Below are 13873 nucleotides of genomic sequence, written 5' to 3'. Positions count from 1 at the left end.
TATCCAGACGAAATGGTAGGTTATGAAGTGTTTTGCGTGTCTTGTTCTTTTGATTCTTGGTGATTCGGGTTTCATTGTGAACCCCTTAATGTATGGTCTGCATTATTGCTTAAATGCTTTTCGCTTTCCTGTTTGAGGGCTGTTGGGTAGTTTACTGCATCCCCGCCCTAAAGGGCGAGGCTTTCAGAAGAAAAAGTAACGAGATAACACCTCCTTTTGCCTTTGAGCCGTGGGGCGGGGAGAAGATTGCTGTTCTCTACGGGAGGTACATACGGCAGGGGAAAGACCTTAGGCTCCACATCTTGGACCTCTCGGGAAAGATCATTGCATCTTCGACCCAAGAGAGGGGAAGAAGCGACTACATAGTGTTCAACGAGAGCGAGTTTATGATAATGGTTGAGGGAGAAGGGTACTTCGAGGGAGTTCTGCTGGTGTCGGATTATCTCAACGAGCTGAGAAACGTTACTTTCGAGCTTAGGAGAAGGGAATTCGGCGAAGGGTTGAGAACGCTTGTAATAAACGCTACTCCCCTTAGAGGTCAAAAGCTGAAATTTTCCCTTTCCTCAGATAGGGATGTGGAGTTAAGGGTGTACTACTTTACCCTAAACAACGAAAAGGAAAACTTCGACCCACTGTCAACGAACTTCAAGGGGGCCTTCAAGGGAAGGGGGAAAGTCCTCGAAGGAGAACTCGGCGTAAGGAGCTACGAGGACTTCATAGCGGTGGCAATAATTGGAGAAGGGAACATCACCCTAAACTTTGAAAAAGCGAGCGGAGGAGCAGAAGTTAGCGAATTGAAGTCAAGAGAGGCATACCTTATAATTGGGGCACTTGTGATACTCCTTGCTCTGGTCGTATATTTGGAAAAGAAAATAGGATAGATCAGAAGATAAGTGGAGCCCTGTATTCACCCCAAACTTCCCTTAGGACGTCAGTGACCTCACCGAGGGTTGCGAGGTGCTTGTGAGCCTCAATGATGTAGGGCATTAAGTTCTCATCCTCACTCTCTGCAGCCTTCCTGAGCTTGTCGAGAGCCTCTTCAACTTTCTTGCTGTCCCTTGTGCTCCTTAGCTTCTTCAGTCTTTCTATTTGCTTATCCCTAATGCTTGGGTCTACCTTGAGGATTTCGACCTCTACTGGCTCGTCAACGACAAACTCGTTTACTCCGACTATAATGCGCTTTTTCTCCTCAATCTCCTTCTGGTACTTGTAAGCTGAATCTGCAATCTCCTTCTGGATGTATCCCCTTTCAATAGCCTTCATCATGCCTCCCATAGCCTCGATCTTTTCGATGTACTTCATGGCCTCTTCCTCTATGTGGTCGGTGAGCCACTCAATGTAATAGCTTCCTCCGAGGGGGTCTATTGTATCAACAACGCCGCTCTCATAAGCTATGATCTGCTGTGTCCTTAAGGCTATTCTAACGCTCTTCTCGGTTGGAAGGCTTAAAGCCTCGTCGTATGAGTTGGTGTGCAGGGATTGGGTTCCTCCAAGAACCGCTGCAAGGGCTTGAATTGCAACCCTTACTATGTTGTTTTCGGGCTGCTGGGCAGTCAAAGTTGAACCTGCTGTTTGGGTGTGGAATCTTAGAAGCATTGACCTTGGATTCTTTGCACCAAATTTCTCTTTCATAATCTTCGCCCAAAGCCTTCTTGCGGCCCTGAATTTGGCTATCTCCTCAAGGAAGTTGTTGTGTGCGTTGAAGAAGAAGCTCAATCTCGGAGCGAACTTGTCAACGTCCATGCCCCTTTCTATGACAGCCTTAACATACTCGATACCGTCCGCCAGTGTAAAGGCAACCTCCTGCACAGCATTTGCTCCGGCTTCTCTGATGTGGTAACCGCTTATGCTTATCGGATTCCACTTTGGAACGTTTTCAGCACAGTACATTATAATGTCTGTTGTCAATCTCATGGAGGGCTTTGGTGGGAAGATGTAGGTACCCCTTGCTATGTACTCCTTAAGGATATCGTTCTGGACTGTACCCCTGAGCTTTTCCGGTGGAACCCCTTGTTTTTGAGCAACGAGGATGTACATGGCCAGAAGATTGGCGGCTGTGGCGTTAATTGTCATTGATGTGGAAACCTTATCGAGGGGAATTCCATCAAAGAGGATCTCCATGTCCCAGAGAGAATCGATTGCGACACCTACTTTTCCAACTTCTCCCTCAGCCATTGGGTGATCGGAATCATAACCGAGCTGGGTTGGCAGGTCAAAAGCAACGCTCAAACCGGTCTGCCCTTGCTCGAGAAGGTATTTGTAACGTTTGTTTGATTCTTCAGCAGTTGCATACCCGGCGTATTGTCTCATTGTCCAGAGTCTTCCTCTATACATTGTGGCGTAAACTCCTCTGGTGAATGGGTACTGGCCGGGGAAGTTTAACTTTTCCAAATAATCCCAGTTTTCAAGGTCTGCAGGAGTATAAACCCTCTTGATTTCAAAACCGTCATCTGTCATGAACTTCTCCTTTCTTTCGGGGGCTTTTTGGATGAATGGTTTTACGGTCTTTTCTTCCCATTCCTGCTCGGCCTTCTTAATCTCCTCAATCTTTTTTTTATCGAAAGTCATTAGCACCACCATAGGAGGATACGTTTTAAGCCTATAAAAATCTTTTACATACTCAAAGGTTTAGCTTTCCATTGGACATTTTATCCAGCCATTCAAAAAATAGAAAAGAGACTCACTCCTTCCACTTGGGGTTGTCCTTGACGACAACCTTCCCGTTCTCTTCAACCACTATCTTAGAAAAGCCCTTTTCGGCGATTGTGCCATAATCGTGACCCGCATCTGCCGGGTATAGCGCGAGGAAGATAAACGGTTCATCACCGGTATTTACAGTCCTGTGGGCCCAGTATGGGGGAACGTAGACTATTGTTCCGGGTTCCATTTCAATGAACCTTGCTTCTCCTTCAGGCGTTTGAAGCAGCATGCCCCCTTTACCCTTGAGGGCAAAGTAAACCTCTGCCCTGTCTATTTTTGCGTGATAGTGACCTTTAGTCATGAAGAACTCATTTCCAACTTTGCCCGGGTAGAGAACAGTAGTTGCGAAGTTAAGGTCACCTTCCTTCTCTTCCTGCTCTATTGCGTAGACCTCGTAAACCACTGGGTCTCCTTCTTCGACCATTTTCTTCCAGGCTTCTTCGTCGACAAAGTAGCCTTTCAGGTCGCTTAGCCTCCTAACGCTTTTCTTCGCGTTCTCAATTACCCCGGTCTCAAAATCAAGCTTAACACCAAATGGCTCTTTATACTTCATACTTTCACCCCGTTAGATGGTTGGGCTTAGTGTATTTTAACCTTTCCCTCTTGTATCACCAAGAGTGAAAACTAAACGATGGACTGGAGGAGGAAAGCAATTCCTATGGCTACTGCCCAGTAACCGGGATTCCACCTCAAGACCTTATAGCCATCCAAAGGCGGAATTGGTAGAAGGTTAAAGAATGCCAGCCGGAAGTTTATGAGGGCAGTGTAGTATAGAGATGCCCAGAGGATATAGGACACCTTTACAAAGCTCAGCAGGACGAGTGCAATAATCCCCACTAAAATGTTTGTTGCTGGTCCTGCGATGCTTATTTTTCCATGAACCTCCCTATCTTCCCAGCCAGTATAGAGAGAGTAGACCTGAACTGCCCCCACAGCGGCAAATATAAACCTAAAGCCCAGGAGCTTGTTTAATATTCCCATCAAAAGAGCGAGCATTATTCCCGTGTCCCACCTTCTATAAATTGCGTAGTAACCATACCTTCTGGCAACCTGTCGGTGGGCAATCTCGTGGAACACAAACGCCGTAAATATTCCCAGAACAACATAGGGGATTAATCTAAGCTCAAAACCCGAAAAAACGAGGGTAAGAACAATGAAAGATATGGCCAGGTCTTCGAGCTCCTGTTTTCTAAGTCCCAGCGCCATTGCTCATCTACCTCTAATCTCAATCTTCTTGCCAAGCACAAGCTCTGCTGCCTTTACAGCGCTTCCTCCACTCCCCACGGCTATCCTAACCTGATCCTTGGGAACATAAACGATCACTTTGTCTCCCTCGTATTCAATGTCGAGAATATCAACTTTAAGCATGCGCTTCAGTTCTTCCCTCATTTCCAACCCCAAGAAAAATTTTGGACGAGGGGAATATAAAGTTTAGGACTAGTCGAAGTCCCATATCGTTCTTCCTTTGTAGAACATCATAACATAACCACAGTTTTCGCAGATGACTATCTTCACCTTATGCGCTGTAAAGCCCCACTTGCTGTCCAGCTTTCCTTCTTCAACTTTAAAGCTTGTTCCTCCGCATAGAGGACATTTTAAGCGTTGCCTTTCCATGATGTCACCCACTATAATCTTGTTGTTATTGTATAAAAGTCCTTCTATTCTTTGTAAGAATTCAAAAGCTTTTCTATGCCCTTTTTGTGTCCAAGACCCACCACTGCTACTACTTTTGGCTTTTTGACTCCTCTCCTCTTGAGCTCGTCAACAATTGCCTTCAGGTTCTTTGCCATTATCTCGTTTCTTTCCTCCACGAGAACCCTAAAAATGTAGGGATAGCGGATTCTAAAGCGATGCATCATCACCTTATAGCTCTCCATTATATCCTCTTGGCTTTCTGCTCCGGGTGCAATTGGGAGAAAAACAAGAGAACTCTCGAGCAGGAGGAGTATCTTCTCTCTCAAAGGTGCTCTGAGAAGCTTTCCCATAATACTTTGGATGTCTTCGTCGATTAAATACAGTGGAACTCCGAGGAGATATGCCGTCTGAATTGCCTCTATCATTTCTCCTCCGGGCTTCATGCCGAATTCTTCTCCAATCTTTTCCTCAACTTTCATGAGGATGTATCCCAAAATGGCTTTCTTTCCGAGCTTTACCGCTTCTTGAAATGTCAGCCGCTTTGGAGATTGAAGGGCATAAAACCTTTGCCTATCAAGTTCTATAGCAATTGCATCGGGCTTTTCTCTTAGTATAAATTCCCTAACATCCCTTCTGCTTTTTGGAGAAACATGCATCGTCCCTATTATCTTAACGTAGCGAAGATAGCTCATACTCTTCACCGACCCTAAGAACATCGAAGTCTTTGGGTATTATAAATCTAAGCCCGCAGAGTTTTTTCGCTCCTTCCTTGTATTCCTCGTACGTGTATCTGGGGGCTCTGTGAAAGAGAGCAAGGAGTTTGGCTTTTGCTTTTTCTGCGGTTTTGCAGGCCTCCGAAACCGTTGAGTGATAACTTTCTCCCCTATCCTCTTCGCTGAGGTAGGTTGCCTCGTGAATTAAAACATCCGCCTTTTCAGAAAAGAGCTTCACTCTCTCGCAGGGCTCGGTATCGCCGGTATAAACAACTTTCACCCCTCTCTTGGGACTTCCAGTCACATCTTCAAGGTGGATAACCTTCCCCTCGATTTCGACCTTTCCTTTTGTCTCAAGCTCTTTCATCCAGGGGCCGGGCTTTAGGCCGAGCTCTCTGATTTTATCGAGGTCGAAGCTTCCTCTTTTGTTTTTCTCCTTGAAAACGTAGCCCAGTGCTGGAACACCATGCTCGACTTTGAAGCTCCATATCTCGTAGTTTTCAAACTTCAGCCTCGCTTCCCCGAGCTCGTGAATGTGTATGTCAAAGCTTGGCCTGAAAAATCCACTTTTCAGGTAGTTTTGAACGAACTCAAAGGTATACTTCGGTCCATAAATGTGAAGGGGCTTTTCCCTGTTCCAGAGAGTCATTGTTTGAATAAGGCTCATCAGACCGAGATAGTGATCGCCATGAAAATGGGTTATGAAAATTTTCTCAATCTTCATGGGGCTTAGTTTGGCTATGTTCAGTTGCCTTAGAGTGCCTTCGCCAACGTCCCAGAGGATAATCTCCCCGTTGTATCTCAACGCTATAGAGGGCACGTTTCTTTCTTTATTGGGCATTATGCCACCAGTGCCGAGGAAAATAACTTCAAGCATGATTTGTGATTGGCGGAAGAGTTTAAAAGGTATTCTCATAATGCTTGCTTCCTTTTCTCACGTATCCACAATGCTATGGCAAGTACCAGTGCCAATGTTGAAATCCCGAGGGCAATATCTGCTTTTCTTTCATTCGGTAGCACCACATAGTAGTCGGGATTTCTGTATAGGGATGCATCAAGACTTATCAGGGAAATATTATTTCCAAAATACAAGAACCCAACTGGGGAGTTTACCATCTCGTTGAAGGTAGCTTCATCAACCTTAATCTGCAGGAGTCTCCTTCCATCGGGGACTCTAATCAAGGATACCTTTAAATTGTGTATTTTCTTCATTGGGAGCAGGGAGCAATGCTTCTTTTTGCCATAATATAGTGTGTATAGCTCGGCACAGACTTCATTACGTTTTATTGATATTCTTGATGCCTTCTCGTTGCCAAAGTCGAAAACTAACACTTCTCCTTCACCTTTTACTTCAAACCATGCCTCAATATCTCCTCCGTCCCATAACATAGCGCCAAGAGGATAATCAAGATATGTGTAACCCCGTTCGTCTTTAATCAAGAGATCTCCGTTAATTTGCTCCCTTTCTCGAGCATAATAAGCGGTTGCACTTACTCCAGTTCCGGGTGGGATGTTTAAAGTTAGCGCTACCTCCCCATTTATGTCTCCACCCGGTACCCATGCCCAGCCCTCCTTTACTGGCACTGTGAAGTTTTTTGTCCCATTCTCCCATTCTAATATTCCCGAAACCTCCTTTCCTTTGTAGTTGTAGAGCTTTACCTCGATTCCTAAAAGCGTCCCTGAGGCATTGAACCTTAGTTTCGAGGAAGAGTTTTTGGATGCGGTGCCCTTCCATCGCAGCTCAATCACATTTCCGACCTTAACGCTGAGGTCTCTAAGCCTATAGGGGTCAAGTACCGCATTAATTCTATAACCTGCAGGCATTACCCCACAGGAAAAGTTTGGAGAGAGATAAACAATGAACCTATCATAAAGCTTTAGTGGGACTGTTATGTACAGAGTTCCCCCAATCCACTCGATTTTTGCAGACCCCTCTTTTACAACCTCTCCATACCGGTAAACTCTATAGCTCGCCGAGACATTGCAACTTTCATTGGACAAGAAGATGAAATCAACCCATTCGGCTCTGTACTCCGGTGGTACCTCCGCGTGGAGGGGATTTGTGAATTCTCCTTCAATAACTTTCAAACGCTCAATTCCCTCAACCTGAGCAGGATAAAAGAGCAGGAGGATAAAAATCAAGCTTAGGAATTTCTTCATCTTCAATCCCTCACCGGAGAGTTGAATTTTGCATTGGGCGATAGGGTTTTAATCCTCATAAGTCTTCTGCAAAACCTTGGACGGTTCTGACAAAACAAAATGGGAACATGCGTAAAGTTAAAAGGTTCCATGGCGTAATTTCCTTGAGGTGTATTAATATGGAGGAACTACTTAAGGCAATTCAGGAGAAAGACTGTAAAAAGCTAGCAAGCTTGCTTTATTACAAAATTGACGAGCTGAGTGAAGAAGACCTGCGAGAGGTTCTTGAAAAGGTTGAAAAGCTCGCCCTGGAGTGCAAAGACTACGAGCTGTATAAGCTTGTTGTATATTACTTCTTGGAGTTCTTGGGTGTCGATAAGGTTGAGGAGTTCGAAAAGCTTGCTGAAGAGGAAGACAGCTTTGAGGCCAAATACCACCTTGCAGACCTTTATTACCTTCTGGGTGAATTAGAGAAATCACTTGACCTCTACAGAGGGCTGCTCGAAGAGGAAACCGAGAAAGGTAACTTGGAAAATATCGCTAGGATTTACTACAACATGGGACTTATCCATGAAGAGCTGTTAGAGTATGAAAAAGCATTAGAGCTAATGGACAAGGCAGAAAAAGCCCTGGAGGAGCTTGGAAAAGAAGAGGACGTTAAGCAAATAAGGATTTACAAAGCTTACATAACCTTTGAGATGGGAGAGACAGCAAAGGCGAAGGCTGAACTTGCCGAGCTTCTTTCACAAAACCTAGACGACAGGTTAAAATCTCAGATACACCTTGTCTTTGAGGAGATATTTGAAGATGAGGATAACTACGAAGCGGCCCTGCATGAATGCCTCTATGCAATGCTCTGTGGAAGGGGTAGCGAGTACTTTGACGTTGCATTTGATGCCCTGATTGATGTAGTGTGGCAGATGATGCTGGAAGACAGGTTTGAGGAGATTTACAACAACATAGACATGTTTGCCAGAGCATTCCCGGAAATGAAGGAGTTCTTTGAAGGAGTGAAAGCCGTTGCTCTATACAAGGACGGCAAGATCGGAAGAGAGGAGGTTAGTGAGTACATAACCAAAATAAAAGATAGGATACTTTTGGATCTTCTGGAATTCCTAAGCGAGGCGGAGCTTTAATTTTTCATCTTTTTTGGTGATTTTATGAAGGTAAGGCTAGCAACACTTGACGACTGCGAAGGCATAGTTAAGCTTCACTGTTCCGGAGTTGAAAGGTGGATAAAGAAGAGTGAAGGGAGAGATGTTCCTTATGAAGAGCTTAGCATAGAGGAGCGCTATCTCCACGGCGGCCCCTGGATGAGCATCGAAACCTGTGCAATACACATGAACAACCTCCTTTTAGAGGGGCAGTTTCCTATAGTTGCGGAGGAAAACGGGGAGATAATAGGAAACGGCGAAGTCCTGATCAGTGAAGAGCCCATAGAGAGCAAAATTAGAAAAATTGCCCACATAGACGTACTTGAGGTGCATAAAAACTTCAGGGGGAAAGGCGTTGGCAGAGCTATCGTTGGATTTGTCAAAGAGTTGGCCCGTGAGAAAGGCTGTGAGCTGGTTACGGTAACCCCGGAAAAATCGGCAATCGGCTTCTACGAAAAGCTCGGCATAAGAGATGTCCTTTACAGTGCGGGCTTTGTGGAATTTGACTTGAGCTCTTTTCCCGGTAGTGAGACAAAGCCGGAGGTGTTTGAATTCTCATGGGGAGATGTTAGGGGTCTAGAAATGGTCGCGGGAAAGTTTCAAAGCTCCTACCACCACTGGTTCGTGGCTTTCAGAGATAAAATAGCCGGGATAGATGATAGGGTTTATTTTGAAAGTGGAAAGCTGGGGAAATCTTATTATGTTCTCGAGGAGGCCTATTACGATAGCTCTGTTGTTACAGGCTACTTGTGGGGAAGAAAGGAAGACATTTCTCTTCTGCTTGCCAGAGCAAAGGAGCTTGGCTTCAAAAAGCTCCGCACGATAATTGAAAAAGAACTTGTGGAGAAGTTTAAGCCGAGAGTGCTTGACAGCGTTATTATACTCTCGAAAAGCCTTTAATCTTTTTTAAATCTCTTTTGGTGTTTATGTTAAAGAAGCTCTCACGCCATTCTTCGGGGAGGGATTCTATCTCTATGTAGCAGGGATTGCAGAGCCTTATTGCTTCATTGAGCATGTACCTTCCTCTGGCTATCTGCTTCTCCAGTATCCCCAAGAAGGTTTTCGAATATGCCGCATGGAGGGGCTCGAGATAGCCGTTTTTCCATTTTGGGACGCAGACTGAGGGTTTGAGCTTGCAGAACTTCGCCATGATGTAGTCAACGAATTCGGGCTTTATAGCGGGCATGTCTCCGGCTATTACAAAAACATCACCCAGCTCCCTTAGAGCGGTGTAGAGCCCTCCAATTGGGCCTATCTCAAGTTCGTCAACGATGACCTCGAAGCCAAGCCCTTCAAAGACCTCTTTTTTCTCTCTTGAAGCTACTATCACTGCTTCGTCTATTCTCTCTGCTTTAAGAACGTTTTCTATGGCGTGGAGTATCAAAGGCTTTCCACTAACCCTGTAAAGCAACTTCTCCTCTCCAAAACGCTTTGCTTTTCCTCCGGCGAGCACAGCGGCAATCATCTTGGATTCCTTGTGAGGGGTAAGGGCTGAGGTATATTAAGTTTTTTGCATCTTTGTGTCAATTTCTTGTCTTTAGCTTAATCGTAACTGTTTTAAAGGTGTCATTCTCTTAACTATGGGTAAGGAGCCATGCCAAGCTACATCGTCGTTGGTGGTCAATGGGGAGATGAAGGAAAAGGCTCAATAATCGCATATCTTGCAATGCACGACAAGCCAGAGGTCATAGCAAGGGGAGGAGTAGGGACAAACGCAGGGCACAGCGTTTTTGTAAACGGAAAGAAGTATGCAGTAAGACAGCTTCCCACAGGTTTTGTGCACAAAGACGCAAGACTTTTGGTTGGGGCTGGAGTTTTGGTCGATCCGGAGGTTTTCTTCTATGAACTTGAGCATCTGAAAGATTTCAACGTTAAAGAGAGGGTGGGGATTGACTATCGCTGTACTGTAATAGAGCCAGAGCACAAGGAACTTGACAGAACAAACAGCTATCTCCACGGGAAGATAGGAACTACCGGCTCCGGTTGTGGTCCGGCCAATGCGGACAGGGTATTAAGAAGAGCAAGACAGGCAAAGGACATTAAAGAACTTGAGCCTTACTTAACAGACGTTGCGGCCGAAGTTAACGATGCCCTTGATGAGGGTAAGCTCGTTTTGGTGGAGGGAACGCAGGGGTTTGGGTTAAGTCTTTACTTCGGCACATATCCCTACGTTACCTCAAAGGACACCTCCGCTTCAGCAATAGCAAGCGACGTTGGACTCGGGCCAACAAGGGTTGATGATGTTATAGTAGTTTTTAAGAGCTTTCCAACGAGAGTCGGGGCGGGACCGTTTCCAACGGAGATGAGCCAAGAAGAAGCCGAGAGGCTGGGATTGGTCGAGTACGGCACAGTTACAGGAAGGAGGAGAAGAGTGGGATGGTTTGACTTCGAATTTGCAAGGTATTCTGCAAGGATTAACGGTGCGACAATTTTAGCGGTAACCATGCTCGACAAGTACGACAAGGACGCCTTTGGAGTTACCGACTTTGACAAGCTTCCAGCAAAAGCAAAGGAATTCATTGCAGAAATAGAGGAAAAAGTCGGAGTGCCGGTGGGTCTTATAAAGACAGGGCCGGAGCTTGAGCACATCATTGACTTAAGGGAGAACATTTAGCGCAAAAACTCTAAGATTTTGCTTTTGGCCTCTTCTTTTTCAAACTCCGCCTTTCTTCTTTAAGCCTTCAAGGGTTATCCCCGGAATCCTTCTGGCTTTCAATTCCTTCCGGGCAGTCAAGCCTCTTTACAAGAGGTTTTATGTCAATTATGGGAGTTCCATCGAATGCATCTATCTCTTCTATGTAAATTTTCGCTCCGGTGATTTTTAGAATTCTTACGCTGTAAATGGCAACGGGATTTGGTCTAACCGGCGAACGTGTGGCAAAGACTCCCCTTAGAGGATTCTCTGGATCTCCTCGCGGGTGAACTTTTAGGGTTCTTCTTTTTTCGGGTGTGTCACTCTCGTGGAACCAGAGGATAAGCTTTATCCAATCGCCCTCTTTCAGCCCCTCAATAGCTTCAGCAAACTCTGAGTAGATTTCGAGGAAAGTCTCGCTGTCTTTATGAACTTGGCCAATTGGGACTAGTTTGAATTTTTCCATTTTAAGCACCTATTTCTGCTTTGAATATTGTCCCATGAGGGAGGAAAAAGAAAAATAGTGTATCAAGTCCCGTGCTCCCAGCTTTCCAAGTACCTCTTCTGTTCTTCGGTTAGCTCTTCAATTCCAATACCCATTGCCTTGAGCTTAATCCTTGCGACCATTTCGTCGATCTCTCTTGGGAGAACGTAGACCTTGGGTTCAAGCTTTCCGCGGTTGTCCTTTATGTATTTAGCCGCCATCGCCTGCAAAGCAAAGCTCATGTCCATAATCTCCGCTGGATGTCCATCGGCGGCTGCCAAATTAACGAGCCTGCCCTCTGCGAGGAGGTATAACCTTCTTCCATCCTTCATTTTGTACTCTGTTATGTTGGGTCTTGGGTTGTTAATCTCAACCGCCAAGCTCTCCAAATCGGGCTTTGAAATCTCCACGTCAAAGTGACCGGCGTTTGCCATTATTGCTCCGTCCTTCATTACCTCGAAGTGCTCTCTCCTAATGCAGTTTATGTTTCCGGTTGAAGTTACAAAGATATCACCAACTTTAGCCGCTTCTCTCATTGGCATAACTAAAAACCCGTCCATTCTTGCCTCTAATGCCCTGATTGGGTCTATTTCGACCACTATGACCGTAGCTCCCAGTCCCCTTGCACGCATGGCTATTCCTCTTCCACACCAACCATAACCAACCACAACAACATTTTTACCCGCAACGAGGAGGTTTGTGCTCCGTATTATCCCGTCCCACGTTGATTGGCCCGTTCCATAGCGGTTGTCGAAGAGATATTTGGTGTATGAGTCATTAACTGCTATAATTGGGAACTTGAGCACTCCGTCTTTTTCCATTGCCCTCAGCCTTATCACACCAGTGGTTGTTTCCTCACTTGCACCCCATATTTCGGGGATTAGCTCCTGTCTCTCCTTTAAGACCGTTGATACCATATCTGCTCCGTCGTCTATGATTATGTTTGGCCTTATATCGAGGGCTTTGTGCATGAACTCGTAGTACTCTTCTCTGCTCTCTCCCCTTATGGCGTAGACCTTTACCCCGTTCTTGGCTAAAGCCGCAACAACGTCATCCTGAGTGCTCAGGGGATTGCTTGCGGTCGCTGATACCTCGGCTCCGGCGGCTTTTAATGTTAGGAGCAAGAAGGCTGTTTTCATCTCGAGGTGGAGGGTTGCGGCAATTCTAACTCCTTTGAAAGGCTTTTCCTTCTCAAATTCCTGCCTTATGTGCTGGAGAACGGGCATAAACCTCGAAACCCAGTCGATCTTTTTCTCTCCTTCCGGTGCGAGGGAAATGTCCTTTACGCAGTAATCTTTTGTGCAGTCCATAACATCACCTTTTGAGGATAAGGTTAAAGAGTTAAAAAGGTGATTATTAAAGCTGAGTTGCTGCTGAGCTGGAGTGAAAAGCTCATACTTAAAGGTTGCCATTTACAAAGCCTGCATATTGGGGTGGTTGGATGATAATTGATTTAACCCTTGAACTCAGCGAAGAGACTCCTGTATACCCGGGCGACCCAAGGGTTGAGGTGAAAAGGTGGACCACTGTTGAGAAGGACGGTTATTACATGAATGCCCTGTTTCTTGGGGAGCACAGCGGGACGCACGTTGACGCTCCGGCGCATTTTATCGCCAATGGGAAGACAATAGATCAAGTGCCACTGGAGAGGTCTATCGGAAAAGGAGCTGTCATAGATGTTTCTTACCTGGATAGGAACATAGAGCCCGGAGACATAGAGAGAGTGGAGGAGATGGTCTTCTTTTACACTGGTGGAAAGAGCATCTACCTCAGTGAAGAAGGGGCAGAATATTTAGTGGAGAAGGGCATCAAAGCCGTTGGAATCGACAATCCAACGATAGGAGGCTTTGAAGTGCATAAGATTCTGCTCTCCAATGAAATCCTTATTTTTGAGAACCTAACCAACCTCGAAAAGCTCATTGGAAAGGAGTTTACTTTCTTCGGAGTTCCTTTAAAGATAAAAAACGGCTCGGGAAGCCCGGTTAGGGCTTTTGCGCTCATTTAGAAAAGTTTTTAATTTCATGTAGGGATAATGAAGACTATGAGCTGGAAATATGCAGTAGCGTCTGTGTTGCTGTGGTCAACGGTTGCGAGTGCATTTAAGCTTTCTCTTGCCTATTTCACTCCATTGCAATTGCTTTTTTACGCTTCTCTCACTTCACTTCTCCTCTTTGCGTTTGTATATGGTAAGAGGTTCTCGGTGCGAAATGCAGCTCCTTCGGTATATTTGGGAGCGATAAATCCCTTTCTTTATCTATTCGGGCGGGAAGACCCCTTCCGATAGGGAGGTGATGAAAGCCCGCAACCCTTAAAACTTCACCTATTAGAAAAATAATAGGTGGTCGCCCACGTATCTCACCCAGAAAAACCACCTTCGAGTGGACAAGAAAACCTACAAACTCCTCAGGACGCTGAC

General features: G+C 45.5%; 17 protein-coding genes. 5 read left to right on the top strand and 12 right to left on the bottom strand.

Features of this window, described 5'->3' with window-relative positions; genetic code table 11:
* Nucleotides 1-113 precede the first annotated feature (113 nt).
* Nucleotides 114-881: a hypothetical protein gene (locus THEPK_RS03820; RefSeq protein WP_042698548.1), complete on the top strand. Its 768-nt coding sequence runs from the start codon at nucleotides 114-116 to the stop codon at nucleotides 879-881.
* Between the two features lies 1 nt (nucleotide 882).
* On the opposite strand, the gene THEPK_RS03815 is transcribed toward THEPK_RS03820, so the two are convergent.
* The 8 genes from THEPK_RS03815 to THEPK_RS03785 form a co-directional block, all read right to left on the bottom strand.
* Entirely contained in the window at nucleotides 883-2568 is a 1686-nt protein-coding gene (locus THEPK_RS03815) for an acyl-CoA mutase large subunit family protein (protein ID WP_042698546.1), read from the bottom strand.
* Nucleotides 2569-2680: 112 nt separating this feature from the next.
* On the bottom strand, nucleotides 2681-3253 hold the full coding sequence (gene pgiA, locus THEPK_RS03810; protein WP_042698543.1) for a glucose-6-phosphate isomerase: 573 nt from the start codon (nucleotides 3251-3253) through the stop codon (nucleotides 2681-2683).
* A 71-nt stretch (nucleotides 3254-3324) separates the two neighbouring features.
* On the bottom strand, nucleotides 3325-3906 hold the full coding sequence (locus tag THEPK_RS03805) for a site-2 protease family protein (RefSeq protein WP_042698540.1): 582 nt from the start codon (nucleotides 3904-3906) through the stop codon (nucleotides 3325-3327).
* Between the two features lie 3 nt (nucleotides 3907-3909).
* Nucleotides 3910-4089 (bottom strand): KH domain-containing protein, encoded by a 180-nt coding sequence (locus THEPK_RS03800; RefSeq protein ID WP_004067946.1) that lies wholly within the window; start codon nucleotides 4087-4089, stop codon nucleotides 3910-3912.
* 48 nt (nucleotides 4090-4137) lie between these two features.
* On the bottom strand, nucleotides 4138-4314 hold the full coding sequence (locus THEPK_RS13345; protein WP_179193053.1) for a zinc ribbon domain-containing protein: 177 nt from the start codon (nucleotides 4312-4314) through the stop codon (nucleotides 4138-4140).
* 44 nt (nucleotides 4315-4358) lie between these two features.
* Nucleotides 4359-5027 carry a TraB domain-containing protein gene (locus THEPK_RS03795; RefSeq protein WP_042698538.1) on the bottom strand — a complete coding sequence of 223 codons (669 nt, stop codon included), beginning with the start codon at nucleotides 5025-5027 and terminating at the stop codon, nucleotides 4359-4361.
* The gene (locus THEPK_RS03790) at nucleotides 5005-5925 is read right to left on the bottom strand and encodes a ribonuclease Z (RefSeq protein WP_042700526.1); all 921 of its coding nucleotides are present in this window, start codon (nucleotides 5923-5925) and stop codon (nucleotides 5005-5007) included. Before THEPK_RS03790 ends, THEPK_RS03795 begins: the two co-directional genes overlap by 23 nt.
* A gap of 35 nt (nucleotides 5926-5960) precedes the next feature.
* Entirely contained in the window at nucleotides 5961-7208 is a 1248-nt protein-coding gene (locus tag THEPK_RS03785) for a hypothetical protein (protein ID WP_042698534.1), read from the bottom strand.
* Nucleotides 7209-7366: 158 nt separating this feature from the next.
* Between THEPK_RS03785 and THEPK_RS03780 the strand changes: the two genes are divergently transcribed.
* Together THEPK_RS03780 and THEPK_RS03775 are read left to right on the top strand one after the other, a co-directional pair.
* Nucleotides 7367-8323 carry a tetratricopeptide repeat protein gene (locus THEPK_RS03780; RefSeq protein ID WP_042698532.1) on the top strand — a complete coding sequence of 319 codons (957 nt, stop codon included), beginning with the start codon at nucleotides 7367-7369 and terminating at the stop codon, nucleotides 8321-8323.
* Nucleotides 8324-8347: 24 nt separating this feature from the next.
* The gene (locus THEPK_RS03775; protein WP_042698530.1) at nucleotides 8348-9241 is read left to right on the top strand and encodes a GNAT family N-acetyltransferase; all 894 of its coding nucleotides are present in this window, start codon (nucleotides 8348-8350) and stop codon (nucleotides 9239-9241) included.
* Here THEPK_RS03775 and mobA read toward each other — a convergent pair.
* Nucleotides 9219-9806 (bottom strand): molybdenum cofactor guanylyltransferase MobA, encoded by a 588-nt coding sequence (mobA, locus tag THEPK_RS03770; protein WP_042698527.1) that lies wholly within the window; start codon nucleotides 9804-9806, stop codon nucleotides 9219-9221. The two genes, THEPK_RS03775 and mobA, sit on opposite strands and share 23 nt — an antisense overlap.
* Nucleotides 9807-9935: 129 nt before the next feature.
* Here mobA and THEPK_RS03765 point away from each other — a divergent pair, with 129 nt between their 5' ends.
* Complete coding sequence (locus THEPK_RS03765; protein ID WP_042698523.1) at nucleotides 9936-10955, top strand: adenylosuccinate synthetase; 1020 nt, start codon at nucleotides 9936-9938, stop codon at nucleotides 10953-10955.
* Nucleotides 10956-11022: 67 nt separating this feature from the next.
* Here the strand turns inward: THEPK_RS03765 and tsaA are convergent, their stop codons facing one another.
* Together tsaA and THEPK_RS03755 are read right to left on the bottom strand one after the other, a co-directional pair.
* A complete protein-coding gene (gene tsaA, locus THEPK_RS03760) occupies nucleotides 11023-11439 on the bottom strand; it encodes a tRNA (N6-threonylcarbamoyladenosine(37)-N6)-methyltransferase TrmO (protein WP_042698520.1) in 417 nt (138 codons plus the stop codon).
* 62 nt (nucleotides 11440-11501) lie between these two features.
* The gene (locus THEPK_RS03755) at nucleotides 11502-12767 is read right to left on the bottom strand and encodes an adenosylhomocysteinase (RefSeq protein WP_042698517.1); all 1266 of its coding nucleotides are present in this window, start codon (nucleotides 12765-12767) and stop codon (nucleotides 11502-11504) included.
* Nucleotides 12768-12898: 131 nt separating this feature from the next.
* On the opposite strand from THEPK_RS03755, the gene THEPK_RS03750 reads away from it, so the two are divergent.
* Nucleotides 12899-13462 carry a cyclase family protein gene (locus tag THEPK_RS03750; protein ID WP_042698514.1) on the top strand — a complete coding sequence of 188 codons (564 nt, stop codon included), beginning with the start codon at nucleotides 12899-12901 and terminating at the stop codon, nucleotides 13460-13462.
* 148 nt (nucleotides 13463-13610) lie between these two features.
* On the opposite strand, the gene THEPK_RS13545 is transcribed toward THEPK_RS03750, so the two are convergent.
* On the bottom strand, nucleotides 13611-13873 hold a 263-nt coding region (locus THEPK_RS13545; RefSeq protein WP_232194523.1), incomplete at its 5' end, for a hypothetical protein.

The organism is Thermococcus sp. PK, from assembly GCF_000430485.1.
In the GTDB taxonomy this organism is placed as follows: domain Archaea; phylum Methanobacteriota_B; class Thermococci; order Thermococcales; family Thermococcaceae; genus Thermococcus_A; species Thermococcus_A bergensis.
This window is presented reverse-complemented; position numbering and strand designations above follow the sequence as displayed.

Excerpts from the sequence above, each read along its gene's own strand:
- THEPK_RS03820 (WP_042698548.1), top strand. The coding sequence starts at position 114 with ATGCTTTTCGCTTTCCTGTTTGAGGGCTGTTGGGTAGTTTACTGCATC.
- THEPK_RS03815 (WP_042698546.1), bottom strand. The coding sequence starts at position 2,568 with ATGACTTTCGATAAAAAAAAGATTGAGGAGATTAAGAAGGCCGAGCAG.
- pgiA (WP_042698543.1), bottom strand. The coding sequence starts at position 3,253 with ATGAAGTATAAAGAGCCATTTGGTGTTAAGCTTGATTTTGAGACCGGG.
- THEPK_RS03805 (WP_042698540.1), bottom strand. The coding sequence starts at position 3,906 with ATGGCGCTGGGACTTAGAAAACAGGAGCTCGAAGACCTGGCCATATCT.
- THEPK_RS03800 (WP_004067946.1), bottom strand. The coding sequence starts at position 4,089 with ATGAGGGAAGAACTGAAGCGCATGCTTAAAGTTGATATTCTCGACATT.
- THEPK_RS13345 (WP_179193053.1), bottom strand. The coding sequence starts at position 4,314 with ATGGAAAGGCAACGCTTAAAATGTCCTCTATGCGGAGGAACAAGCTTT.
- THEPK_RS03795 (WP_042698538.1), bottom strand. The coding sequence starts at position 5,027 with ATGAGCTATCTTCGCTACGTTAAGATAATAGGGACGATGCATGTTTCT.
- THEPK_RS03790 (WP_042700526.1), bottom strand. The coding sequence starts at position 5,925 with ATGCTTGAAGTTATTTTCCTCGGCACTGGTGGCATAATGCCCAATAAA.
- THEPK_RS03785 (WP_042698534.1), bottom strand. The coding sequence starts at position 7,208 with ATGAAGAAATTCCTAAGCTTGATTTTTATCCTCCTGCTCTTTTATCCT.
- THEPK_RS03780 (WP_042698532.1), top strand. The coding sequence starts at position 7,367 with ATGGAGGAACTACTTAAGGCAATTCAGGAGAAAGACTGTAAAAAGCTA.
- THEPK_RS03775 (WP_042698530.1), top strand. The coding sequence starts at position 8,348 with ATGAAGGTAAGGCTAGCAACACTTGACGACTGCGAAGGCATAGTTAAG.
- mobA (WP_042698527.1), bottom strand. The coding sequence starts at position 9,806 with ATGATTGCCGCTGTGCTCGCCGGAGGAAAAGCAAAGCGTTTTGGAGAG.
- THEPK_RS03765 (WP_042698523.1), top strand. The coding sequence starts at position 9,936 with ATGCCAAGCTACATCGTCGTTGGTGGTCAATGGGGAGATGAAGGAAAA.
- tsaA (WP_042698520.1), bottom strand. The coding sequence starts at position 11,439 with ATGGAAAAATTCAAACTAGTCCCAATTGGCCAAGTTCATAAAGACAGC.
- THEPK_RS03755 (WP_042698517.1), bottom strand. The coding sequence starts at position 12,767 with ATGGACTGCACAAAAGATTACTGCGTAAAGGACATTTCCCTCGCACCG.
- THEPK_RS03750 (WP_042698514.1), top strand. The coding sequence starts at position 12,899 with ATGATAATTGATTTAACCCTTGAACTCAGCGAAGAGACTCCTGTATAC.